Source organism: Rivihabitans pingtungensis (genome assembly GCF_003201855.1).
Classification (GTDB): Bacteria; Pseudomonadota; Gammaproteobacteria; order Burkholderiales; family Aquaspirillaceae; genus Rivihabitans; species Rivihabitans pingtungensis.
Map to the genome: position 1 here is coordinate 95,349 of NZ_QJKI01000005.1, position 22,984 is coordinate 118,332.

A 22,984-nucleotide genomic window follows, 5' to 3' on the forward strand; every position below is an offset into this window, starting at 1 on the left:
GCACTCGGAGGTGCGGCGCATCAAACGGCCAGTTTTGGAACCCGTACGGGTAAGTCGCCAGAAACTGGCGATTGAAAAAATGGCATTATACAGAGAGCTTGCGCTCTCTGCAACAGGCATTACACCTGACGTGCCTTTTCCACCAAAGCCGAAACCACCCAGGTCTTGGTCTTCGAGAGCGGGCGGGATTCGGTGATGATCACCGTATCGCCGATGCCGAACTCGTTGTTCTCGTCATGGGCGTGGAACTTCTTCGACAGACGGATCACCTTGCCATAGATCGGGTGCTTGACCTTGCGCTCAACCAACACGACAACAGTCTTATCCATCTTGTCGCTGACCACTTTGCCGGTCAGCGTGCGGACGATTTTCGTGGTTTCGCTCATATCAAGCTGCCTTCTCATGCAAAACGGTGCGCACGCGAGCGATGTCGCGACGAACCTTTTTCAGTTCGCTGGTCTTGGCCAGCTGTTGGGTAGCCAGCTGCATGCGCAGGCCGAACTGGGCCTTCAACAGGCTCAGCAGTTCGGACTTGAGCTCTTCAGCCGACTTAGCTCTCAGTTCAGACGCTTTCATTTATTGACCTACCTGTCTCACGACGAACGTGGTGGGAATCGGCAGCTTGGCGGCGGCCAGGCGGAAGGCTTCGCGGGCCAATTCTTCGCCCACACCGTCCATCTCGTACAGCACCTTGCCAGGCTGGATTTCAGCCACGTAGTACTCGGGGCTACCCTTACCGTTACCCATACGAACTTCGGCCGGCTTGGAAGAAATCGGCTTGTCCGGGAACACACGGATCCAGATCTTGCCGCCACGCTTGATGTGACGGGTCATCGCGCGACGCGCGGCTTCGATCTGGCGGGCGGTCAGACGGCCACGACCCACGGCCTTCAGGCCGAAGTCGCCAAAGCTCACCTTGTTGCCACGGGTGGCGACGCCGGTGTTGCGGCCTTTTTGCTGTTTACGGTACTTGAGTCTAGTTGGTTGCAGCATGACGCGACCCTGCCTTTCTCGATTTCTTCTCCGGTTGCACCGGCTCGGCCTGAACCTGACCCGGCTTCACTTCGCCTTTGTACACCCACACCTTGATGCCGATGATGCCGTAGGTGGTCTTGGCTTCGGAGGTGGCGTAGTCCACGTCGGCGCGCAGGGTGTGCAGCGGCACACGGCCTTCGCGGTACCATTCGCTACGGGCAATTTCAATGCCGTTCAGACGGCCCGAGCTCATGATCTTGATGCCCTGGGCGCCCATGCGCATGGCGTTTTGCATGGCGCGCTTCATGGCGCGGCGGAACATCACGCGCTTTTCCAGCTGGGCGGCGATGCCGTCGGCGATGATTTGTGCGTCGATTTCCGGCTTGCGGACTTCTTCGATGCTCACGTGCACCGGCACGCCCATGCGGCGGGCCAGTTCTTGCTTGAGCAACTCGATGTCTTCACCCTTCTTGCCAATCACTACACCCGGACGGGCGCTGTGAATGGTGATGCGGGCGCTCTTGGCCGGGCGCTCAATCACCACACGGCTCACCGAGGCGTGGCTCAGCTTCTTTTTCAGGAAGTCGCGAACCTCAATGTCTTCCTTCAGCATGCCGGCAAAGTTTTGGCTATTGGCAAACCACTTGGAAGACCAGTTTTTGTTTACGCAGAGGCGGAAACCCCGCGGATCAATCTTCTGTCCCATGCTCTTGTCCTTAGTTGCCCACGGTCAGCGTGATGTGGCAGGTTTGCTTCTCGATGCGGTTGCCACGACCCTTGGCACGGGCAGTGAAGCGCTTCAGGCTCGGGCCCTTGTCCACGTAAACCGTCGTCACCTTCAGGGTGTCGATGTCAGCGCCTTCGTTGTGCTCGGCATTGGCGATGGCGCTTTCCAGCACCTTCTTCAGCAGCACAGCGCCCTTTTTCGGGCTGAAGGTCAGGATGTTCAGCGCAGCGTCAACCGGCAGGCCGCGAACTTGGTCGGCCACCAGGCGGCACTTTTGTGCCGACAGGCGAGCGTTTTTCAAAACAGCAGAAACTCTCATCGCATCACCTTACCGTTTGGCCTTCTTGTCGGCCGCGTGGCCTTTGAAGGTGCGAGTCAGGGAAAATTCACCCAGCTTGTGACCAACCATGTTTTCGGTGACATACACCGGCACATGGGTCTTGCCGTTGTGCACGGCGATGGTGAAGCCGACAAACTCGGGCAGAACGGTGGAGCGACGGGACCAGGTCTTGATCGGGCGCTTGTCGCTCGTTGCGCGGGCAGCATCGACCTTCTTGATCAGGTGCAGGTCAACGAACGGGCCCTTTTTAATCGAACGTGCCATTGTCAATTACCCTTTATTCGAATAGCGGCGGCGCACAATCATATTGTTGGTGCGCTTGTTGCGACGGGTGCGGTAACCCTTGGTCGGAGTGCCCCACGGGCTGACCGGATCGCGACCGGCAGCGGTCTTGCCTTCGCCACCACCATGCGGGTGATCAACCGGGTTCATCGCCACACCGCGAACGGTCGGACGAATGCCCTTCCAGCGCTTGGCGCCGGCTTTGCCGATGGATTTCAGTTGATGCTCTTCGTTGCCCACTTCGCCAATGGTGGCGCGGCAGTCAACGTGCACACGGCGGATTTCGCCAGAGCGCAGACGCAGCTGAGCGTAAGAGCCTTCGCGGGCCAGCAGTTGCACGGAAGCGCCAGCAGAGCGAGCCAGTTGCGCGCCCTTGCCCGGCTGCATCTCGATGCAGTGGATGGTGGTACCCACCGGGATATTGCGCAGCGGCAGCGCGTTACCAGCCTTGATCGGGGCTTCCGAGCCGGACATCAGCACGGCGCCGGCCTTCACGCCCTTCGGGGCGATGATGTAGCGGCGCTCGCCGTCGGCGTAGCACAGCAGGGCGATGTGCGCGGTGCGGTTCGGATCGTATTCGATGCGCTCAACCTTGGCGGCAATGCCATCCTTGTTGCGACGGAAGTCGACAACGCGGTAGTGGTGCTTGTGACCACCGCCCTTGTGACGGGTGGTGATGTGACCGTTGTTGTTGCGGCCGGCGTTCTGGATCTGCTTTTCCAGCAACGGTGCGTACGGAGCGCCCTTGTGCAGGTCCGGATTGACAACCTTGACGACCGCGCGGCGACCCGGAGACGTCGGTTTAACTTTCACTAATGCCATGATCTGTCTCCCTTACTGCACGGCGGAAAAGTCGATTTCCTGGCCCGGGGTCAGGCTCACGTAAGCCTTTTTCCAGTCGCTGCGACGGCCGGTAAAGCGACCGAAGCGCTTGACCTTGCCCTTCACGTTCAGGATTTGCACGCTGTCCACCTTGACGTTGAACAGCAGCTCGACAGCGGCTTTCACTTCCGGCTTGGTTGCGTCGGTAGCCACCTTGAACACAACTTGCTCGTACTTGTCTGCCACGAGGGTGCTTTTCTCGGAGACAACCGGAGCAAGGATTACTTGCGTCAGACGTTCCTGGTTCATGCCCATTGCTCCTCGAGTTGCTTCACGGCATCACGGGTGATGACGATCTTCTTGAAACGCACCAGGCTGTACGGGTCAGCCTGAGCGGCTTCGATCACCAGCACGTTGGTCAGGTTGCGGGAGGACAGATACAGGTTTTCGTCCAGTTCCTTGGTGATCACCAGCGCCTGCTCCAGACCCAGGGACTTCACCTTGGCGGCGAATTCCTTGGTTTTCGGGCTGTCGACGGTCAGGGAATCCACCACCACCAGGCGTTCGTCACGCACCAGTTGCGACAGAATGGCCGACACGCCAGCGCGGAACATCTTGCGGTTCACTTTCTGACCGAAGTTTTCTTCCGGGCTGTTCGGGAAGACCTTACCACCCCCACGCCAGATCGGGCTGGAAGCCATACCGCCACGCGCGCGGCCGGTACCCTTTTGGCGCCACGGCTTGCGGGTGGACTTGGCGATCTCGCTGCGGTCTTTTTGCGCGCGGTTGCCGCTGCGGGCATTGGCCAGGTAAGCGGTCACCACCTGGTGAACCAGGGCTTCGTTGTATTCGCGGCCAAACAGGGCGTCGGACGCCTGCAGGCTTTCAACGGCCTGGCCTTGCTGATTGATTACTTTCAGTTCCATCACGCACCTGCCTTCACTGCCGGACGAACGACCACATCACCGCCCTTGGAGCCCGGGACAGCGCCCTTGACCAACAGCAGTTGACGTTCCACATCGATGCGGACGACTTCCAGGCTTTGCACGGTGCTCTTGACGTTACCCAGCTGACCGGCCATGCGCTTGCCCGGAAACACGCGACCCGGATCCTGGGCCATACCGATGGAGCCCGGAGCGCGGTGCGACACGGAGTTACCGTGAGAGGCGCGGTTGGAAGAGAAGTTGTGACGCTTGATGGAGCCGGCGAAACCCTTACCTTGGCTGGTGCCGGTCACGTCGACCAGTTGACCCACCTGGAACACTTCGACGGTGATGGCGTCGCCAACCTTCAGCTCGCCCAGCTTGGCGGCGTCCAGAGCGAATTCGTGCAGACCGCGACCTGCTTCGACGCCAGCCTTGGCGAAATGACCGGCTTCGGCTTTGTTCACGCGATTGGCTTTGCGCGAACCGAAGGTCACTTGCACGGCGCTGTAGCCGTCAGTTTCGGCGGTTTTGATTTGCGTGACGCGGTTGTTGGACATGTCCAGCACCGTCACCGGGATGGTTGCGCCATCCTCGGCAAAGATGCGGGTCATGCCGACTTTGCGACCGACAAGACCTAAACTCATCGTTATTTCCTTTATCAGGCGCCGGTTACGATTGACCGGCGTAATAAAAAACGGGCTCACCAACAGGTGAGCCCGCGAATCTAACACAGCTTTTCTAATGACTGCAAGCACTTACAGTCAGAAAAATCACCAGTGTCTCATTATTGCAGCTTGATCTCGACATCCACGCCGGCCGGCAGGTCCAGCTTCATCAGGGCATCGACGGTCTTGTCGGTCGGATCGACGATGTCCATCAGGCGCAGGTGGGTGCGGATTTCGAACTGATCGCGCGAGGTTTTGTTGACGTGCGGGGAACGCAGCACGTCATAACGCTCGATCTTGGTCGGCAGCGGCACCGGACCCTTGACCACAGCGCCAGTGCGCTTGGCGGTATCGACGATTTCCTGGGCGGAACGGTCGATCAGGTTGTAGTCAAACGCCTTCAGACGGATGCGGATTTTCTGGCTTTGCATGTTCAATCCTCTCCGGCTTACTTGATGATCTTGGCAACCACGCCTGCGCCGACGGTGCGACCGCCTTCACGGATGGCGAAGCGCAGACCGTCTTCCATGGCGATCGGGGCGATCAGGGCAACGCTGAATTCCACGTTGTCACCCGGCATCACCATTTCCACGCCTTCTTTCAGCGAGATGGCGCCGGTCACGTCGGTGGTGCGGAAGTAGAACTGCGGGCGGTAGTTGGCGAAGAACGGGGTGTGACGGCCGCCTTCGTCCTTGCTCAGCACGTACACCGAAGCTTCGAACTCGGTGTGCGGGGTGATGGAGCCCGGCTTGGCCAGCACTTGGCCACGCTCAACGTCTTCACGCTTGGTGCCGCGCAGCAGCACGCCCACGTTGTCGCCAGCTTGACCTTGGTCCAGCAGCTTGCGGAACATTTCCACGCCGGTGCAGGTGGTCTTGGTGGTGGCCTTCAGGCCCACGATTTCCACTTCTTCGCCGACCTTGACGATGCCGCGCTCAACGCGACCGGTCACCACGGTGCCACGACCGGAGATCGAGAACACGTCTTCGATCGGCAGCAGGAACGGCTTGTCGATGGCGCGTTCCGGGGTCGGGATGTAGGTGTCCAGGGCTTCAGCCAGACGGAAGATTGCCGGTTCGCCGTATTCGGATTGGTCGCCTTCCAGCGCCAGACGGGCGGAGCCAGTCACGATCGGGGTGTCGTCACCCGGGAAGTCGTAGGAAGACAGCAGATCGCGCACTTCCATTTCCACCAGTTCCAGCAGTTCAGCGTCGTCCACCAGATCAGCCTTGTTCAGGAAGACGATGATGTACGGCACGCCCACTTGGCGGGACAGCAGGATGTGTTCGCGGGTTTGCGGCATCGGGCCGTCAGCGGCCGAGCACACCAGGATGGCGCCGTCCATTTGGGCTGCGCCGGTAATCATGTTCTTCACATAGTCAGCGTGACCCGGGCAGTCCACGTGAGCGTAGTGACGGTTTTCGGTTTCGTATTCGACGTGTGCGGTATTGATGGTAATGCCGCGGGCCTTTTCTTCCGGCGCGCTGTCGATTTGGTCGTAACCCTTGGCTTCGCCACCGAATTTCTTCGACAGGATCGTGGTGATCGCAGCGGTCAGGGTGGTCTTGCCGTGGTCAACGTGACCGATGGTGCCAACGTTGACGTGCGGTTTGGTCCGTTCGAACTTTTCCTTAGCCATTTCGCTAAATTCCTTAATAAAGAGCGTATGTAGAGATAAAGCCGGTTTCCGCCAGACAAGGCAGAAACCGGGGTGCGGCAATTACTTGCGGCTGGCCATCACGGCGTCGGCAACGTTGCGCGGCGCTTCGGAGTAGTGCTTGAACTCCATCGAGTAGGTGGCGCGGCCTTGCGACATCGAGCGCAGGTCGGTCGAGTAACCGAACATCTCGGCCAGCGGCACTTCGGCTTTGATCTTCTTGCCGCCAATGCCGTCATCGTCCATGCCTTGCACGATGCCGCGACGACGGTTCAGGTCACCCATCACGTCGCCCATGTAGTCTTCCGGCGTTTCCACTTCCACGGCCATCATCGGCTCGAGAATCACCGGACCGGCGCGACGCATGGCTTCCTTGAATGCCATGGAGCCAGCCAGTTCGAAGGCGATTTGCGAGGAGTCAACATCGTGGTAAGAACCGAAGGTCAGACGCACAGTCACGTCCACCACCGGGAAGCCAGCCAGAATGCCGCTGCCCAGGGTGTTCTGGATACCCTTGTCCACCGACGGGATGAATTCGCGCGGAATCACGCCACCCTTGATTTCGTCGAAGAACTGGTAGCCCTTGCCTTCGCCAGACGGCTCCAGGGTGATCACGGCGTGACCGTACTGACCCTTACCACCAGACTGCTTGACGTGCTTGCCTTCCACGTCAGTGACCTTCTTGGTGATGGTTTCGCGGTAGGCCACTTGCGGGGCGCCCACGTTGGCTTCCACACCGAATTCACGACGCATGCGATCGACCAGAATTTCCAGGTGCAGTTCGCCCATGCCGGAAATAATGGTTTGACCGGATTCTTCGTCGGTGCGCACGCGGAACGACGGGTCTTCCTTGGCCAGGCGGTTCAGGGCCACGCCCATCTTTTCCTGGTCAGCCTTGGTCTTCGGCTCAACAGCCACGTGAATCACCGGCTCCGGGAACTCCATGCGTTCCAGGATCAGCGGCGCGTCGGTGGAACACAGGGTTTCGCCCGTGGTCACTTCTTTCAGGCCGATACCGGCAGCGATGTCGCCTGCGCGAACTTCGGTGATTTCCTGACGCTCGTTGGCGTGCATCTGCACGATACGGCCGATGCGCTCTTTCTTGCCCTTCACCGAGTTCAGCACGGTGTCACCGGAGTTCACCACACCGGAGTAGACGCGGAAGAAGGTCAGCTGACCCACGTACGGGTCGTTCATCAGCTTGAAGGCCAGCGCGGAGAACGGCGCATCGTCGGAAGCTTCGCGGGTGGTCGGGGTGCCGTCTTCCAGCTCGCCCGGAACCGGCGGAACGTCCAGCGGGCTCGGCAGCAGCTCGATCACGGCATCCAGCATACGCTGCACGCCCTTGTTCTTGAAGGCGGAGCCGCACAGCATCGGCTGGATTTCGCAGCGCAGGGTGCGCTCGCGCAGACCACGGATGATCTCTTCCTCGGTCAGGGTTTCGCCTTCGAGGTATTTGTTCATGGTGTCTTCGTCAACTTCAGCCGCCGCTTCCACCATTTTTTCGCGCCATTCTTCGGCCACGTCAACCAGATCAGCCGGAATGTCGCCGTATTCGAACTTCATGCCTTGCGAGGCTTCGTCCCAAATAATGGCTTTCATCTTCAGCAGGTCAACCACACCGGCGAAGCCGTCTTCGGCGCCGATCGGCACCACGATGGGCACCGGGTTACCGCGCAGGCGGGTCTTGACTTGTTCCACAGCGCGGAAGAAGTTGGCGCCCTGACGGTCCATCTTGTTGACGAAGGCGATGCGGGGCACGCCGTACTTGTTGGCTTGACGCCACACGGTTTCGGACTGCGGCTGAACGCCACCCACCGCGCAGTACACCATCACGGCGCCGTCCAGCACACGCATGGAGCGCTCCACCTCAATAGTGAAGTCCACGTGGCCCGGGGTGTCGATGATGTTGAAGCGGTGCTCGGGGAATTGCAGCCCCATGCCCTTCCAGAACGTGGTGGTCGCGGCGGAGGTGATGGTGATGCCACGCTCCTGCTCTTGCTCCATCCAGTCCATGGTGGCGGCGCCGTCGTGCACTTCGCCGATCTTGTGGTTCACACCGGTGTAGAACAGGATGCGTTCGGTCGTCGTCGTCTTACCAGCATCAATGTGTGCGCTAATGCCGATATTACGGTAGCGCTCAATGGGGGTTTTTCTAGCCACAGCCAAAACCTTTTCAGCAATAAAGATCGGTTAGAAGCGGAAGTGCGAGAAGGCTTTGTTGGCTTCTGCCATACGGTGCACTTCGTCACGCTTTTTCATTGCGCCGCCGCGACCTTCTGCTGCATCCAGAAGCTCACCAGCCAGACGCAGGTCCATGGATTTCTCACCGCGCTTGCGAGCGGCTTCACGCAGCCAGCGCATGGCCAGAGCCAGACGGCGGGACGGGCGGACTTCAACCGGAACCTGGTAGTTGGCGCCGCCAACTCGACGGGACTTCACTTCAACGATCGGCTTCACGTTGCCGATGGCGGTGGAGAACACTTCGAGTGCATTCTTGCCAGTCTTCTTTTCGATCTGGGCCAGCGCGCCGTAGACGATGCGTTCGGCAACAGACTTCTTGCCGTCGATCATCACGACGTTCATGAACTTGGACAATTCGACGTTGCCGAACTTCGGATCCGGCAATACATCGCGTTTCGGTACTTCTCTGCGTCTTGGCATAATAACCTCTGGATATTTCAATTCAGTTGAGCGAAATGCGCTCTCGGCCGCCCATGTGGGGACAGCCACTTACTCGACGGCACAGCGGGCCGCCTAGTTGTACGGCAAGGGGTCCGATTACTTCGGACGCTTGGCGCCGTACTTGGAACGCGACTGCTTACGATCTTTCACGCCAGCCGTATCCAAGGAACCGCGCACGGTGTGATAACGCACACCCGGCAAATCCTTCACACGACCACCGCGGATCAGCACGACGCTGTGTTCCTGCAGGTTGTGGCCTTCACCGCCGATGTAGCTGGTGACTTCGAAGCCGTTGGTCAGGCGCACACGGCAAACCTTACGCAGCGCCGAGTTCGGCTTTTTCGGGGTGGTGGTGTACACGCGGGTGCACACGCCACGTTTTTGCGGGCAGGCTTCCAGGGCCGGCACCTTGCTGCTTTCGCGCACCGGCGTGCGCGGCTTACGAACAAGCTGGTTGATTGTTGGCATTGATGGTTGGTTCCTAGAAAAGTCAATGGCGACATGCATGCATGTCGCCGCAAAAGACCCGGCATTATAGGGGAACAGTTTCGCCAGCGTCAATGAACAGCACATCGCCAACCCACGGTAATACCTTGGATTGGCGATGTTTTTCACGACAGTCTTGCCTTAGGCGTTGTGTTCCTGACTGGCCGGGCTGTCTTCCAGCAGGGAGTCGGTCATCAAACGATCCCCGCCGGCCTGGCTTTGCCGACGGCGAGTGTTGTGATAGGCCAGACCCGTGCCTGCCGGAATCAAACGACCGACGATCACGTTTTCCTTCAGGCCGCGCAGATCATCGCGCTTGCCCATGATCGCGGCTTCAGTCAGCACGCGGGTGGTTTCCTGGAAGGACGCCGCCGAGATGAACGAGTCGGTGGACAACGACGCCTTGGTGATGCCCAACAGCACGTTTTCGTACTGCGCCGGAATCTTGTTCTCGGCGTTCAGGCGATCGTTGGCTTCCAGCACTTCGGCGCGTTCGACTTGCTCACCCTGGATGAAGTCGGAATCACCCGAATCCGAAATCACCACACGACGCAGCATCTGGCGAATGATCACCTCGATGTGCTTGTCGTTAATCTTCACACCTTGCAAGCGGTACACTTCCTGCACTTCCTGCACGATGTAGCGCGACAGCGCCTCGATGCCCTGCAGACGCAGGATATCGTGCGGATCGACCGGGCCGTCGACAATCACTTCGCCACGGTTCACCACCTGACCGTCGTGGACCAGCACATGCTTGTCCTTCGGAATCAGGGTTTCGCTGGCGCTGCCGTCCAGATCAGTGATGATCAGACGCTGCTTGCCCTTGGTGTCCTTGCCGAACGACACGGTGCCGGTCACTTCCGCCAGCATGCCGGCATCCTTGGGCGAACGGGCTTCGAACAGCTCGGCCACACGCGGCAGACCCCCGGTAATATCGCGGGTCTTGGACGATTCTTGCGGGATGCGGGCCAGCACTTCACCCACGCCCACTTCCTGACCGTCCTTCACCGTAATAATGGCGCCGACCTGGAAGGTGATGTTCACCGACGCGTCGGAGCCGGCCAGCTTGACTTCCAGTCCGTATTCGTCGAGCAGTTTCACCTGCGGACGCAGCACCTTGGAGGTGGCGCCAGCGCGACGTTTCGGGTCAATCACCACCAGGGTGGACAGACCGGTCACATCGTCAACCTGCTTGGCTACGGTCACGCCTTCTTCGATGTTCTCGAATTTCACGCGGCCGCCGTATTCGGTAATGATCGGACGGGTGTGCGGATCCCAGGTGGCCAGCACCTGGCCAGCCTTCAGCGGCATGCCGTCCTGCACCATCAGTGTGGCGCCGTACGGTACCTTGTGACGTTCGCGCTCGCGGCCGTTGTCGTCCTGAATCACCACTTCGCCGGAACGGGCGATCACCACCAGTTCGCCCTTGTCGGTCTTGACGTAGCGCATCTGCGAAGAGAAGCGCGCCACACCGTTGGACTTGGATTCCACCTGGCTGGCAGCAGCGGCTCGCGACGCGGCGCCACCGATGTGGAAGGTCCGCATGGTCAGCTGGGTGCCCGGTTCGCCAATCGACTGGGCAGCGATCACGCCCACGGCTTCGCCGGTGTTCACCAGCTTGCCGCGGCCCAGATCACGGCCGTAGCACTTGGCGCACAGGCCATAGCGGGTTTCGCAGGTCAGCGGCGTGCGCACCTTGACTTCGTCGATGCCCAGGGCGTCGATATTGTCAACAGCAGCCTCGTCCAGCAGGGTGCCGGCTTCGTATACAGTTTCGCCAGTGGACGGGTTGACCACGTCGATAGCGGCCACGCGGCCAAGGATACGGTCGCGCAGCGGCTCGATCACATCACCGCCTTGCAGCACGGCCTTCATCGACACACCGTGGCTGGTGCCGCAGTTGTCTTCGATCACCACCAGATCCTGGGTCACGTCAACCAGACGACGGGTCAGGTAACCGGAGTTGGCGGTCTTCAGCGCGGTATCGGCCAGACCCTTACGGGCGCCGTGCGTCGAGATGAAGTACTGCAACACGGTCAAACCTTCGCGGAAGTTCGAGGTAATCGGCGTTTCGATAATCGAGCCATCCGGCTTGGCCATCAGGCCCCGCATACCGGCCAGCTGACGAATCTGCGCCACCGAACCCCGGGCGCCGGAGTCGGCCATCATGTAAATGGCGTTGAACGACTCTTGATCGACTTCCTTGCCTTCACGGTTGATGGTTTTTTCTTTACCCAACTGCTCCATCATGGCCTTGGCCACCTGGTCGCCGCAACGACCCCAGATATCCACCACCTTGTTGTAGCGTTCGCCCTGGGTGACCAGACCCTGACGGTACTGTTCTTCGATTTCCTTGACTTCTTTTTGCGCGCTGGCCAGCAGGTCGACCTTCTTGGTCGGCACCAGCATATCGTCCACGCAAATGGAGATGCCGGCGCGGGTGGAGAAGGCAAAACCGGTGTACATCAGCTGGTCAGCGAAGATCACCGTGTCGCGGATGCCGCAACGACGGAACGAAGCGTTGATCAGCTTGGAGATTTCTTTCTTCTTCAGCGCCTTGTTGATGTGCTCGAAACCCAGGCCCTTGGGCAGGATGTCAGACAGCAGCGCACGGCCGACGGTGGTCTCGAAACGACGCATCACCGGCTGGAATTCGCCCTGGTCGTCCAGCTCCCACTCTTTCAGGCGCACCGAGATGCGCGAGGCCAGTTCCACCTGACGGGTTTCGTAGGCGCGGCTGACTTCCGACACATTGGCAAACGCCATGCCTTCGCCACGGCCGTTGATCTTGTCGCGGGTCAGGTAGTACAGACCCAGCACGATATCCTGCGACGGCACGATGATCGGTTCGCCGTTGGCCGGCGACAGCACGTTGTTGGAGGCCAGCATCAGGGTGCGGGCTTCCATCTGCGCTTCCAGCGACAGCGGCACGTGAACGGCCATCTGGTCACCGTCAAAGTCGGCGTTAAAGGCCGCGCACACCAGCGGGTGCAGCTGGATGGCCTTGCCTTCGATCAGCGTCGGTTCAAACGCCTGGATGCCCAGACGGTGCAGGGTCGGCGCGCGGTTCAGCAGCACCGGATGTTCGCGGATGACTTCTTCCAGGATGTCCCAGACTTCCGGCACTTCCTGCTCGACCAGCTTTTTGGCGGCCTTGATGGTGGACGCCATGCCCAGCACTTCCAGCTTGTGGAAGATGAACGGCTTGAACAGCTCCAGCGCCATTTTCTTCGGCAGACCGCACTGATGCAGACGCAGCGCCGGACCCACGGTAATCACCGAACGGCCCGAGTAGTCCACGCGCTTACCCAGCAGGTTTTGACGGAAGCGACCGCCCTTACCCTTGATCATGTCAGCCAGCGACTTCAGCGGGCGCTTGTTGGCGCCAGTCATCGCCTTGCCGCGACGGCCGTTGTCCAGCAGGCTGTCCACCGCTTCTTGCAGCATGCGCTTTTCGTTGCGCACGATGATTTCCGGCGCGCGCAGCTCCAGCAGACGCTTCAGGCGGTTGTTGCGGTTGATGACGCGACGATACAGGTCGTTCAGGTCGGAGGTGGCGAAGCGGCCGCCATCCAGCGGCACCAGCGGACGCAGTTCCGGCGGCAGCACCGGCAGCACTTCCAGAATCATCCATTCCGGCTTGATGCCGGAACGCTGGAAGGCTTCCAGCACTTTCAGACGCTTGGCGATCTTCTTGATCTTGGTGTCCGAGCTGGTGCTGGCCAGTTCGTGGCGCAGGGTTTCGATTTCGCTGTTGATGTCCATGCGGCGCAGCAGTTCGCCCACCGCTTCGGCGCCCATCAGCGCAGCAAATTCGTCGCCGTATTCTTCCAGCTTGTCCAGGTAGTCTTCTTCGGTCAGCAGTTGCTTGTATTGCAGCGGGGTCATGCCGCTGTCCACCACCACATAACCTTCAAAGTACAGCACGCGTTCGATGTCGCGCAGGGTCATGTCGAGCACCATACCCAGACGGGACGGCAGGCTCTTCAGGAACCAGATGTGCGCCACCGGGCTGGCCAGCTCGATGTGGCCCATGCGCTCGCGGCGCACCTTGGACAGGGTGACTTCCACGCCGCACTTTTCGCAGATCACGCCGCGATGCTTGAGGCGCTTGTACTTGCCGCACAGGCATTCGTAGTCTTTGATCGGGCCAAAAATGCGCGCGCAGAACAGGCCATCGCGTTCCGGCTTGAAGGTGCGATAGTTGATGGTCTCCGGCTTTTTCACTTCGCCGAACGACCAGGAGCGGATTTTCTCCGGCGAGGCGACGCCGATCTTGATCGCGTCGAACTCTTCTTCCTGCGTGACCTGTTTGAATAAATCGAGCAGAGCTTTCATGACTTCTCCAGTGAGGCGTTCGGGGTCGGCGAGCGCGGTGCGCTCACCCCATTCCCCTCACAAGTTCTTAGTAGCGGTCCAGGTCGATGTCGAGACCCAGCGAGCGAATTTCCTTCACCAGCACATTGAAGGATTCCGGCATGCCGGCATCAATCTTGTGCTCGCCCTTGACGATGTTCTCGTAAACCTTGGTCCGGCCGGTCACGTCATCCGACTTCACCGTCAGCATTTCCTGCAGGGTGTAGGCGGCGCCGTAGGCTTCCAGCGCCCACACTTCCATTTCACCGAAACGCTGACCACCAAACTGCGCCTTACCACCCAGCGGCTGCTGGGTCACCAGCGAGTACGGGCCGGTGGAGCGGGCGTGCATCTTGTCGTCGACCAAGTGGTGCAGCTTCAGGAAGTGCATGATGCCCACGGTGGTGCGACGCTCGAACGGCTCGCCGGAACGGCCATCGTACAGTTGCAGCTGGGTCTTGGACGGATTGAAGCCCATGCGCGGCGACAGCGGGTCGCTGTCCGGATAGGCCAGATCCAGCATGCGCTTGATTTCTTCTTCCTTGGCGCCATCGAACACCGGGGTGGCGAACGGCACACCGCGACGCAGGTTGTGCGCCAGGTCCATGATCTCCACATCGGTCAGGTTGGCGATGTCTTCCGACTTGCCGCTGCTGTTGTAGAGCTTTTCCAGGTATTCGCGCATTTCCGCCACATTGCGCTGTTCGCGCAGCATGCGGTCAAACTGCTTGCCCAGACCGCGCGCGGCCCAGCCCAGGTGAACTTCCAGGATCTGACCGACGTTCATCCGCGACGGCACACCCAGCGGGTTCAGCACGATGTCCACCGGCGTGCCATCGGCCATGAACGGCATGTCTTCCACCGGCAGAATCTTGGAGACCACACCCTTGTTACCGTGACGACCGGCCATCTTGTCACCCGGTTGCAGGCGACGTTTGACGGCGATGTACACCTTGACCATCTTCTGCACGCCCGGCGGCAGTTCGTCGCCCTGGGTCAGCTTGCGCTTCTTGTCGTCAAACTTCAGGTCGAATTCTTCGCGCTTCTGGATCAGCGATTCTTTCATCAGCTCCAGTTGCTTGGCGATGTCTTCATCGGCCATGCGAATGTCGAACCAGTCGTGCTTGGACGGCAGGCTGTCCAGGTATTCCTTGCTGATTTCGCTGCCCTTGGCCAGACGCTTCGGACCGCCATTGGCCACTTTGCCGGCGATCAGACGTTCGATCCGGCTGAAGGCGTCAGCTTCGAAGATGCGCATCTGGTCGTTCAGGTCCAGACGATAGCGCTTGAGTTCTTCGTCGATGATGGACTGGGCGCGCTTGTCGCGCTCGATGCCTTCGCGGGTGAACACCTGCACATCGATCACCGTGCCTTGCATGCCGGTCGGGATGCGCAGCGAGGTGTCTTTCACGTCCGAGGCTTTTTCGCCAAAGATGGCGCGCAGCAGCTTTTCTTCCGGGGTCAGCTGGGTTTCGCCCTTCGGCGTCACCTTGCCCACCAGCACGTCGCCGGCTTCCACTTCGGCGCCGATGTAGACAATGCCGGATTCGTCCAGACGGCCTTGCATGCGCTCGGACAGGTTCGGAATATCACGGGTGATTTCTTCCGGCCCCAGCTTGGTGTCGCGCGCCACCACTTGCAGTTCTTCGATGTGAATCGAGGTGTAGCGGTCATCGGCCACCACGCGCTCGGAAATCAGGATCGAATCTTCGAAGTTGTAGCCGTTCCACGGCATGAAGGCGATGGTCATGTTCTGACCCAGCGCCAGTTCGCCCAAGTCAGTCGACGCGCCATCGGCCAGCACGTCGCCACGGGCGACATGGTCACCCACCTTGACGATGGGGCGCTGGTTGATGTTGGTATTCTGGTTGGAGCGGGTGTACTTGGTCATATTGTAGATGTCCACACCCACTTCGCCGGCCAGCGCTTCCTCGTCATTGACGCGGATCACCACCCGGTTGGCGTCGACATACTCGACCAGACCGCCACGACGGGCCACCACGGTGGTGCCCGAGTCAGTGGCCACGGCGCGCTCGATGCCGGTACCGACCAGCGGCTTTTCGGCACGCAGGCAAGGCACAGCCTGACGCTGCATGTTGGCGCCCATCAGTGCACGGTTGGCATCATCGTGCTCCAGGAACGGAATCAACGAAGCCGCCACCGACACCACCTGGCTCGGAGCCACGTCCATGTACTGCACGCGATCCGGCATGGCCAGAATGGTTTCACCCTTTTCACGGCAGGTGACCAGCTCATCAATCAGGCGGCCTTCGTCGTCCAGCTCGGCGTTGGCCTGAGCGATCACATAGCGGCCTTCTTCGATGGCCGACAGGTAATGGATTTCGTCGGTGACCTTGCTGTCCACCACCTTGCGGTACGGAGTTTCCAGGAAACCGTACTCATTGGTGCGGGCATAAATGGCCAGCGAGTTGATCAGGCCGATGTTCGGGCCTTCCGGCGTTTCAATCGGGCACACGCGGCCGTAGTGGGTCGGGTGCACGTCACGCACTTCAAAGCCAGCGCGTTCGCGGGTCAAACCGCCCGGGCCCAGGGCCGACACGCGGCGCTTGTGGGTGACTTCCGACAGCGGGTTGGTCTGGTCCATGAACTGCGACAATTGACTGGAGCCGAAAAACTCCTTGATGGCGGCGCTGACCGGCTTGGCGTTGATCAGGTCGTGCGGCATCAGGTTGTCGGATTCAGCCTGGTTCAGGCGTTCCTTGACGGCGCGCTCAACGCGCACCAGACCGGCGCGGAATTGGTTCTCGGCCAGTTCGCCCACCGAACGCACGCGACGGTTGCCCAGGTGATCGATGTCATCGACTTCGCCACGGCCATTGCGCAGGTCCACCAGAATCTTGATCACGGCGACGATGTCTTCATGGGACAGCGTGCCGGAACCCACCAGCTCATCACGGCCGATGCGGCGGTTGAACTTCATGCGGCCGACGCGCGACAGGTCGTAGGCGTCTTCGTTGAAGAACAGGCGCTGGAACAGTGCTTCCACGGCTTCTTCGGTCGGCGGCTCGCCCGGGCGCATCATGCGATAGATGGCGACCTTGGCTTGCAGCTGGTCCTGGATGTCGTCACTGCGCATGGTCTGCGAAATGAAGGCGCCCTGGTCCAGTTCGTTGGTGTACAGCACGTCCACCTGACGCACATCGCAGATGTCCAGCTTGGCCAGCAGCTCTTCGGTGATTTCGTCGTTGGCGCGCACCAGCAGCTCGCCGGTTTCCGGGTTGACCACGTTCTTGGCCAGCACACGGCCCACCAGCATATCGGCCGGCACTTCGACGCGGGTCAGGCCTGAGGTCTGGATGTCGCGGATATGCTTGGCGGTGATGCGCTTGTCTTTCTGCACGATGGTCTTGCCATCGGCAGTGACGATGTCAAACTTGGCCACTTCGCCCTTCAGGCGATCGGCCACCAGCTCCATGTAAACACCGTCTTCGGTCAGGTAGAAGGTGTCGAAGCTGAAGAATTCGGCCAGGATTTGCTCTTCGCTATAGCCCAGTGCCTTCATCAGGATGGACACCGGCATCTTGCGACGACGGTCGATACGGAAGTACAGCAGATCCTTCGGGTCGAATTCGAAGTCCAGCCAGGAGCCGCGATAAGGAATCACGCGAGCGGAGAACAGCAGCTTGCCCGAGCTGTGGGTCTTGCCGCGGTCGTGCTCGAAGAACACGCCCGGCGAACGGTGCAGCTGGGAGACGATAACGCGCTCGGTGCCATTGATGATGAACGAGCCATTACCGGTCATCAGCGGGATTTCGCCCATGTACACTTCGTTTTCGCGCACTTCCTTGACCACCGGCTTGGACGATTCTTTGTCCAGGATGGTCAGGCGGATGCGGGCGCGCAGCGGCGCAGCAAAGGTGATGCCGCGCAGTTGGCATTCCGGCACGTCAAACGGCGGGTCGCCCAGCACATAGTGGACGAAATCCAGGCGAGCGTAACCGTTGTGGCTGTGAATCGGGAAGATGGAACGAAACGCCGCTTCGAGACCGATGCTCTCGCGTTTGTCGAACGGCACGCCCAACTGGAGGAACTCGGTATACGAATCGATTTGTGTCGCCAACAGGAAGGGGACGTCGAGAACACCGGCACGTTTCGCAAAGCTCTTGCGAAGACGTTTTTTCTCAGTAAACGAATAACTCATAGAGTCTCCAACGAGGTGGGGTGGCGCAAGAAAACAAAACTCAGCACGCCAGCGCCGACAGGCTGACTTTTGTTTTCTTTGAAGTGCGGGGATGTGCCCGCCGCCGGTCTTTAAAGAACACACTACACAAGCGCAACAAGGCTGGCAGATTTCTCCGCCAGCCTTTGCCGCATCGTCGTGACGACGATTACTTCATTTCGGCCTTGGCGCCGGCTTCCACCAGCTGCTTCACCATGGCTTCGGCGTCAGCCTTGGACAGGCCTTCCTTCACAGTTTTCGGAGCGCCGTCCACCAGGTCCTTGGCTTCCTTCAGACCCAGGCCGGTCACAGCGCGCACAACCTTGATCACGCCAACCTTGTTGTCGCCGGCGGCTTGCAGCACGACGTCGAACTCGGTCTTCTCTTCAGCAGCCGGAGCAGCGCCAGCGCCCGGGGCAGCCACGGCCATGGCGGCAGCGGACACGCCGAACTTTTCTTCGAACGCCTTGACCAGGTCGTTCAGTTCCATCACGGTCAGGTTGCCAACGGCTTCGAGGATGTCTTCTTTGGTGATTGCCATGTTTATTACTCTCTAGAAATCAGTTAAATCTTTAATGAATGATCGGTTCAGGCAGCGGCTTCTTCGGCCGGGGCTTCTGCGCCACCGGCTTGCTTCTCGGCCAGGGCTGCCAGTGCGCGGGCAAAGCCGGACACCGGGGCTTGCATGATGCCCAGCAGCATGGCCAGCAGCTGTTCGCGACCCGGGATGGATGCGAGTTGCGCCACAGCGGCCTTGTCCAGCAGCTTGCCATCGTACACGCCAGCCTTGACGATGATTTTGTCATCGGTCTTGGCGAAGTCGCTCAGCACTTTGGCAGCAGCAACCGGATCTTCCGACACGGCGTACACCAGCGGGCCAACCATTTGGTCTGCCAGCGGAGCGAACGGGGTGTCAGCCACAGCACGGCGCACCAGCGTGTTCTTCAGCACGCGCAGGTACACGCCCTGCTCGCGGGCTTTGGCGCGCAGCTTGGTCATGCTGCTCACCGCGATACCGCGATATTCGGCGATAACCAGGGTCTGGGCGCCTGCCACTTGGGCAGCCACTTCGGCCACTACCGCCTTTTTATCTTCAAGATTGAGACTCAAGGTCTACCTCCTGTTGTTGAGGAATGGGTCGGGCAATGCCCTTCCCCCCACGATAACGGCGACCTGATTTCAGGAGTTGTCTCAACAATGCCGGCCAGTGAGTGGCCAGCAAGGACAGAAACGACCTGCATTCGGGTGCACCATCTGCGCAGGATGCATCGACGTGATGCGGATTAAGCCTTTCGGCGCCTGCGGTCTTTGACAATCTGACGCAGCATGCTGCATCAGCCCAAAGCAAACGATACGGGCAACGCCTTACAGAAGGCGCTGCCCGTCAAATACATCAAGCCTGCTCGGAGAGCGACAGCTGATCGACGCGAACGCCAATGCCCATGGTGCTGGAGACGGCGATCTTCTTCAGGTAAACACCCTTGGAAGAGGCCGGCTTGGCCTTCACCAGTGCTTCCACCAGCGCAGCCAGGTTGGTGCGCAGGGCATCCACTTCAAACGAAGCGCGGCCGATGGTGGCGTGCACGATACCGGACTTGTCAGTACGGTATTGCACTTGGCCAGCCTTGGCGTTTTTCACGGCTTCGGTGACGTTCGGGGTCACGGTGCCAACCTTCGGGTTCGGCATCAGGCCACGCGGGCCCAGGATTTGACCCAGTTGACCGACAATACGCATGGCATCCGGGGTGGCGATCACCACGTCGAAGTCCATCATGCCGCCCTTGATCTGGTCGGCCAGGTCTTCGAAGCCCACGATTTCAGCGCCGGCAGCCTTGGCGGCTTCGGCGTTGGCGCCTTGAGCAAACACGGCCACGCGCACGCTCTTGCCGGTGCCGCGCGGCAGCACGACGGAGCCGCGCACCACTTGGTCGGATTTACGCGGGTCGATGCCCAGGTTGACGGCGACATCAACGGATTCGTCGAATTTGGCGGTGGCGGCGCCCTTGACCAGGGTCAGGGCTTCTTCCACGGCGTACAGCTTGTTGCGGTCCACGGTTGCTTTCAGGGCAGCCAGACGCTTGGAAACCTTAGCCATTACACGCCCTCCACTTCAATACCCATGCTGCGAGCGGAACCGGCGATGGTGCGCACGGCGGCGTCCATGTCAGCAGCAGTCAGGTCGGGTTGCTTGGTCTTGGCGATTTCTTCCAGTTGGGCGCGGTTCAGCTTGCCCACCTTGTCGGTGTGCGGCTTCGGGCTACCCTTTTGCACGCCTGCGGCCTTCTTGATCAGAATGGTCGCCGGCGGGGTCTTCATGATGAAGGTGAACGACTTGTCCGCGTAAGCGGTAATCACCACCGGAATCGGCAGACCCGGCTCAACACCTTGAGTCTGGGCGTTGAAGGCCTTGCAGAATTCCATGATGTTCAGACCGCGCTGACCCAGAGCCGGGCCGATAGGCGGCGACGGATTGGCTTTGCCAGCGGGCACTTGCAGCTTGATATAGCCGACAATTTTCTTTGCCACAGTAATGCTCCTGATTCGGGTCATGACGCAGGGTTATCAGCCCTGCTGCCCAGTTAATACGAGGCGGTTGCCTCAAAAAAATCGTATTGCGACAGTGTCAGATCAAAAGATCAGAGCTTTTCGACCTGATTGAATTCCAGTTCCACCGGGGTGTCGCGGCCAAAAATCTGCACCGACACACGCAGCTTGTTGCGCTCGTAGTTGACTTCGTCCACCGCGCCATTGAAGTCGGTGAACGGGCCGTCGATCACGCGCACGCGCTCACCCACTTCAAACAGAATCTTCGGCTTGGGTTTTTCCACGCCTTCTTGCATCTGCTGCATGATGGCGTCGACTTCTTTTTGCGGAATCGGCGCCGGGCGGTTGGCGGTGCCGCCAACAAAGCCAGTGACTTTCGGCGTGCTCTTCACCAAGTGCCAGCTCTCGTCGGTCATTTCCATCTCGACCAGCACATAACCGGGGAAGAACTTGCGCTCGGTCAGCGAGCGCTTGCCGTTTTTCATGTCGACCACTTCTTCAACCGGCACCAGAATCTTGCCGAAGCGGTCTTGCATGTTTTCGCGCTCAATGCGCTCTTTCAGGGCTTTTTGCACGCTCTTCTCGAAGCCCGAGTAAGCGTGAACCACATACCAACGCATAGCCATCGCTTATTAGCCTCGCTTGAGCAGAATGTCGTAGAACAACCAGGACAGGCCGGAATCCACCAGCCACATGAACAGCGCCAACACAAAGACGAACACAAAGACCATCACGGTCATTTGCGTAGCTTCTTTGCGTGTCGGCCACACTACTTTTTTGGCTTCAGCGACAGAGTCTTGTGCGTACAGCACAAAATCCTTGCCCGGCTGAGACAGCCACACCACGCCACCGGCTGCGGCAACACCAGCCAGTACAGCCAGCACGCGCAACACGCCCTGCCCCTCGGGGATCAGGTAAAAGCCGGCCACACCGGCCACTACGCACAACAGCGCGCCAACCAGCTTGAGTTTGTCCTGGGATTCCATGGAAACAATTTGCTCGCTTCAATACAGCAAAGACTAACCGGCGTTGTCGCCGGTTAGTCTTATTTGGCAGGCCAGGAGGGTCTCGAACCCCCAACCCTCGGTTTTGGAGACCGATACTCTACCAATTGAGCTACTGGCCTAAAAGGGGTAGAGTATACCGCTTACTTAATGATCTTGGCAACCACGCCTGCGCCGACGGTGCGACCGCCTTCACGGATGGCGAAGCGCAGACCGTCTTCCATGGCGATCGGGGCGATCAGGGCAACGCTGAATTCCACGTTGTCACCCGGCATCACCATTTCCACGCCTTCTTTCAGCGAGATGGCGCCGGTCACGTCGGTGGTGCGGAAGTAGAACTGCGGGCGGTAGTTGGCGAAGAACGGGGTGTGACGGCCGCCTTCGTCCTTGCTCAGCACGTACACCGAAGCTTCGAACTCGGTGTGCGGGGTGATGGAGCCCGGCTTGGCCAGCACTTGGCCACGCTCAACGTCTTCACGCTTGGTGCCGCGCAGCAGCACGCCCACGTTGTCGCCAGCTTGACCTTGGTCCAGCAGCTTGCGGAACATTTCCACGCCGGTGCAGGTGGTCTTGGTGGTGGCCTTCAGGCCCACGATTTCCACTTCTTCGCCGACCTTGACGATGCCGCGCTCAACGCGACCGGTCACCACGGTGCCACGACCGGAGATCGAGAACACGTCTTCGATCGGCAGCAGGAACGGCTTGTCGATGGCGCGTTCCGGGGTCGGGATGTAGGTGTCCAGGGCTTCAGCCAGACGGAAGATTGCCGGTTCGCCGTATTCGGATTGGTCGCCTTCCAGCGCCAGACGGGCGGAGCCAGTCACGATCGGGGTGTCGTCACCCGGGAAGTCGTAGGAAGACAGCAGATCGCGCACTTCCATTTCCACCAGTTCCAGCAGTTCAGCGTCGTCCACCAGATCAGCCTTGTTCAGGAAGACGATGATGTACGGCACGCCCACTTGGCGGGACAGCAGGATGTGTTCGCGGGTTTGCGGCATCGGGCCGTCAGCGGCCGAGCACACCAGGATGGCGCCGTCCATTTGGGCTGCGCCGGTAATCATGTTCTTCACATAGTCAGCGTGACCCGGGCAGTCCACGTGAGCGTAGTGACGGTTTTCGGTTTCGTATTCGACGTGTGCGGTATTGATGGTAATGCCGCGGGCCTTTTCTTCCGGCGCGCTGTCGATTTGGTCGTAACCCTTGGCTTCGCCACCGAATTTCTTCGACAGGATCGTGGTGATCGCAGCGGTCAGGGTGGTCTTGCCGTGGTCAACGTGACCGATGGTGCCAACGTTGACGTGCGGTTTGGTCCGTTCGAACTTTTCCTTAGCCATG

At 59.9% G+C, this 22,984-nt stretch carries 24 protein-coding genes and 1 tRNA gene; all 25 read right to left on the reverse strand.

Annotated features, from left to right (window positions below):
* Positions 1-119: 119 nt before the first annotated feature.
* The 25 genes from rpsQ to tuf (DFR34_RS05795) all read right to left on the reverse strand — a co-directional run bounded on the left by rpsQ (position 120) and on the right by tuf (DFR34_RS05795) (position 22,983).
* Positions 120-386 (reverse strand): 30S ribosomal protein S17, encoded by a 267-nt coding sequence (gene rpsQ / locus DFR34_RS05675; protein WP_110390194.1) that lies wholly within the window; start codon positions 384-386, stop codon positions 120-122.
* Between the two features lies 1 nt (position 387).
* Positions 388-576 carry a 50S ribosomal protein L29 gene (gene rpmC / locus DFR34_RS05680; RefSeq protein ID WP_110390195.1) on the reverse strand — a complete coding sequence of 63 codons (189 nt, stop codon included), beginning with the start codon at positions 574-576 and terminating at the stop codon, positions 388-390.
* The gene (gene rplP, locus DFR34_RS05685; RefSeq protein WP_110390196.1) at positions 577-993 is read right to left on the reverse strand and encodes a 50S ribosomal protein L16; all 417 of its coding nucleotides are present in this window, start codon (positions 991-993) and stop codon (positions 577-579) included.
* Complete coding sequence (gene rpsC, locus DFR34_RS05690; RefSeq protein ID WP_110390197.1) at positions 977-1,681, reverse strand: 30S ribosomal protein S3; 705 nt, start codon at positions 1,679-1,681, stop codon at positions 977-979. Before rpsC ends, rplP begins: the two co-directional genes overlap by 17 nt.
* A gap of 10 nt (positions 1,682-1,691) precedes the next feature.
* Positions 1,692-2,021: a 50S ribosomal protein L22 gene (gene rplV, locus DFR34_RS05695; RefSeq protein WP_110390198.1), complete on the reverse strand. Its 330-nt coding sequence runs from the start codon at positions 2,019-2,021 to the stop codon at positions 1,692-1,694.
* Between the two features lie 9 nt (positions 2,022-2,030).
* A complete protein-coding gene (gene rpsS, locus DFR34_RS05700) occupies positions 2,031-2,306 on the reverse strand; it encodes a 30S ribosomal protein S19 (protein ID WP_077296097.1) in 276 nt (91 codons plus the stop codon).
* 6 nt (positions 2,307-2,312) lie between these two features.
* Positions 2,313-3,146 carry a 50S ribosomal protein L2 gene (gene rplB / locus DFR34_RS05705; RefSeq protein ID WP_110390199.1) on the reverse strand — a complete coding sequence of 278 codons (834 nt, stop codon included), beginning with the start codon at positions 3,144-3,146 and terminating at the stop codon, positions 2,313-2,315.
* A 12-nt stretch (positions 3,147-3,158) separates the two neighbouring features.
* Positions 3,159-3,455, reverse strand: a complete 297-nt coding sequence (gene rplW / locus DFR34_RS05710; protein WP_110390282.1) for a 50S ribosomal protein L23 — start codon at positions 3,453-3,455, stop codon at positions 3,159-3,161.
* Positions 3,452-4,072: a 50S ribosomal protein L4 gene (gene rplD / locus DFR34_RS05715; RefSeq protein ID WP_110390200.1), complete on the reverse strand. Its 621-nt coding sequence runs from the start codon at positions 4,070-4,072 to the stop codon at positions 3,452-3,454. The genes rplW and rplD overlap by 4 nt, the downstream gene beginning before the upstream one ends.
* Complete coding sequence (gene rplC / locus DFR34_RS05720; protein ID WP_110390201.1) at positions 4,072-4,716, reverse strand: 50S ribosomal protein L3; 645 nt, start codon at positions 4,714-4,716, stop codon at positions 4,072-4,074. Before rplC ends, rplD begins: the two co-directional genes overlap by 1 nt.
* 140 nt (positions 4,717-4,856) lie before the next feature.
* A complete protein-coding gene (gene rpsJ / locus DFR34_RS05725) occupies positions 4,857-5,168 on the reverse strand; it encodes a 30S ribosomal protein S10 (protein ID WP_077296092.1) in 312 nt (103 codons plus the stop codon).
* Positions 5,169-5,185: 17 nt separating this feature from the next.
* Complete coding sequence (gene tuf, locus DFR34_RS05730; protein ID WP_110390202.1) at positions 5,186-6,376, reverse strand: elongation factor Tu; 1,191 nt, start codon at positions 6,374-6,376, stop codon at positions 5,186-5,188.
* 81 nt (positions 6,377-6,457) lie between these two features.
* On the reverse strand, positions 6,458-8,557 hold the full coding sequence (fusA, locus tag DFR34_RS05735; protein WP_110390283.1) for an elongation factor G: 2,100 nt from the start codon (positions 8,555-8,557) through the stop codon (positions 6,458-6,460).
* Positions 8,558-8,587: 30 nt separating this feature from the next.
* Positions 8,588-9,058 (reverse strand): 30S ribosomal protein S7, encoded by a 471-nt coding sequence (rpsG, locus tag DFR34_RS05740; protein WP_110390203.1) that lies wholly within the window; start codon positions 9,056-9,058, stop codon positions 8,588-8,590.
* Positions 9,059-9,175: 117 nt separating this feature from the next.
* A complete protein-coding gene (gene rpsL, locus DFR34_RS05745; RefSeq protein ID WP_110390204.1) occupies positions 9,176-9,547 on the reverse strand; it encodes a 30S ribosomal protein S12 in 372 nt (123 codons plus the stop codon).
* Positions 9,548-9,706: 159 nt separating this feature from the next.
* Entirely contained in the window at positions 9,707-13,903 is a 4,197-nt protein-coding gene (gene rpoC, locus DFR34_RS05750; RefSeq protein ID WP_110390205.1) for a DNA-directed RNA polymerase subunit beta', read from the reverse strand.
* Positions 13,904-13,970: 67 nt separating this feature from the next.
* Complete coding sequence (rpoB, locus tag DFR34_RS05755; RefSeq protein WP_110390206.1) at positions 13,971-18,083, reverse strand: DNA-directed RNA polymerase subunit beta; 4,113 nt, start codon at positions 18,081-18,083, stop codon at positions 13,971-13,973.
* A 187-nt stretch (positions 18,084-18,270) separates the two neighbouring features.
* Positions 18,271-18,642 (reverse strand): 50S ribosomal protein L7/L12, encoded by a 372-nt coding sequence (gene rplL, locus DFR34_RS05760; RefSeq protein WP_110390207.1) that lies wholly within the window; start codon positions 18,640-18,642, stop codon positions 18,271-18,273.
* 47 nt (positions 18,643-18,689) lie between these two features.
* Positions 18,690-19,211 carry a 50S ribosomal protein L10 gene (rplJ, locus tag DFR34_RS05765; RefSeq protein WP_110390208.1) on the reverse strand — a complete coding sequence of 174 codons (522 nt, stop codon included), beginning with the start codon at positions 19,209-19,211 and terminating at the stop codon, positions 18,690-18,692.
* A 283-nt stretch (positions 19,212-19,494) separates the two neighbouring features.
* Positions 19,495-20,196 carry a 50S ribosomal protein L1 gene (gene rplA / locus DFR34_RS05770; protein WP_110390209.1) on the reverse strand — a complete coding sequence of 234 codons (702 nt, stop codon included), beginning with the start codon at positions 20,194-20,196 and terminating at the stop codon, positions 19,495-19,497.
* On the reverse strand, positions 20,196-20,627 hold the full coding sequence (gene rplK / locus DFR34_RS05775) for a 50S ribosomal protein L11 (protein WP_027824377.1): 432 nt from the start codon (positions 20,625-20,627) through the stop codon (positions 20,196-20,198). The genes rplA and rplK overlap by 1 nt, the downstream gene beginning before the upstream one ends.
* Positions 20,628-20,737: 110 nt before the next feature.
* Positions 20,738-21,271 (reverse strand): transcription termination/antitermination protein NusG, encoded by a 534-nt coding sequence (nusG, locus tag DFR34_RS05780; protein ID WP_110390210.1) that lies wholly within the window; start codon positions 21,269-21,271, stop codon positions 20,738-20,740.
* A gap of 6 nt (positions 21,272-21,277) precedes the next feature.
* Positions 21,278-21,631: a preprotein translocase subunit SecE gene (gene secE / locus DFR34_RS05785; protein ID WP_110390211.1), complete on the reverse strand. Its 354-nt coding sequence runs from the start codon at positions 21,629-21,631 to the stop codon at positions 21,278-21,280.
* Positions 21,632-21,695: 64 nt separating this feature from the next.
* Positions 21,696-21,771 (reverse strand) — tRNA-Trp (locus tag DFR34_RS05790).
* Between the two features lie 21 nt (positions 21,772-21,792).
* Positions 21,793-22,983 (reverse strand): elongation factor Tu, encoded by a 1,191-nt coding sequence (tuf, locus tag DFR34_RS05795; protein WP_110390202.1) that lies wholly within the window; start codon positions 22,981-22,983, stop codon positions 21,793-21,795.
* Position 22,984 lies beyond the last annotated feature (1 nt).

Bases quoted from the DNA above. Each gene is read 5' to 3' on its own strand.
- rpoB (WP_110390206.1), bottom strand. From the start codon at position 18,083: ATGAGTTATTCGTTTACTGAGAAAAAACGTCTTCGCAAGAGCTTTGCG.
- nusG (WP_110390210.1), bottom strand. From the start codon at position 21,271: ATGGCTATGCGTTGGTATGTGGTTCACGCTTACTCGGGCTTCGAGAAG.
- secE (WP_110390211.1), bottom strand. From the start codon at position 21,631: ATGGAATCCCAGGACAAACTCAAGCTGGTTGGCGCGCTGTTGTGCGTA.
- rpsJ (WP_077296092.1), bottom strand. From the start codon at position 5,168: ATGCAAAGCCAGAAAATCCGCATCCGTCTGAAGGCGTTTGACTACAAC.
- rplL (WP_110390207.1), bottom strand. From the start codon at position 18,642: ATGGCAATCACCAAAGAAGACATCCTCGAAGCCGTTGGCAACCTGACC.
- rpsS (WP_077296097.1), bottom strand. From the start codon at position 2,306: ATGGCACGTTCGATTAAAAAGGGCCCGTTCGTTGACCTGCACCTGATC.
- rplP (WP_110390196.1), bottom strand. From the start codon at position 993: ATGCTGCAACCAACTAGACTCAAGTACCGTAAACAGCAAAAAGGCCGC.
- rplC (WP_110390201.1), bottom strand. From the start codon at position 4,716: ATGAGTTTAGGTCTTGTCGGTCGCAAAGTCGGCATGACCCGCATCTTT.
- rpsG (WP_110390203.1), bottom strand. From the start codon at position 9,058: ATGCCAAGACGCAGAGAAGTACCGAAACGCGATGTATTGCCGGATCCG.
- rpsC (WP_110390197.1), bottom strand. From the start codon at position 1,681: ATGGGACAGAAGATTGATCCGCGGGGTTTCCGCCTCTGCGTAAACAAA.
- tuf (WP_110390202.1), bottom strand. From the start codon at position 22,983: ATGGCTAAGGAAAAGTTCGAACGGACCAAACCGCACGTCAACGTTGGC.
- rplB (WP_110390199.1), bottom strand. From the start codon at position 3,146: ATGGCATTAGTGAAAGTTAAACCGACGTCTCCGGGTCGCCGCGCGGTC.
- rpmC (WP_110390195.1), bottom strand. From the start codon at position 576: ATGAAAGCGTCTGAACTGAGAGCTAAGTCGGCTGAAGAGCTCAAGTCC.
- rplV (WP_110390198.1), bottom strand. From the start codon at position 2,021: ATGAGAGTTTCTGCTGTTTTGAAAAACGCTCGCCTGTCGGCACAAAAG.
- rpsL (WP_110390204.1), bottom strand. From the start codon at position 9,547: ATGCCAACAATCAACCAGCTTGTTCGTAAGCCGCGCACGCCGGTGCGC.
- rpsQ (WP_110390194.1), bottom strand. From the start codon at position 386: ATGAGCGAAACCACGAAAATCGTCCGCACGCTGACCGGCAAAGTGGTC.
- rplA (WP_110390209.1), bottom strand. From the start codon at position 20,196: ATGGCTAAGGTTTCCAAGCGTCTGGCTGCCCTGAAAGCAACCGTGGAC.
- rpoC (WP_110390205.1), bottom strand. From the start codon at position 13,903: ATGAAAGCTCTGCTCGATTTATTCAAACAGGTCACGCAGGAAGAAGAG.
- rplW (WP_110390282.1), bottom strand. From the start codon at position 3,455: ATGAACCAGGAACGTCTGACGCAAGTAATCCTTGCTCCGGTTGTCTCC.
- rplD (WP_110390200.1), bottom strand. From the start codon at position 4,072: ATGGAACTGAAAGTAATCAATCAGCAAGGCCAGGCCGTTGAAAGCCTG.
- tuf (WP_110390202.1), bottom strand. From the start codon at position 6,376: ATGGCTAAGGAAAAGTTCGAACGGACCAAACCGCACGTCAACGTTGGC.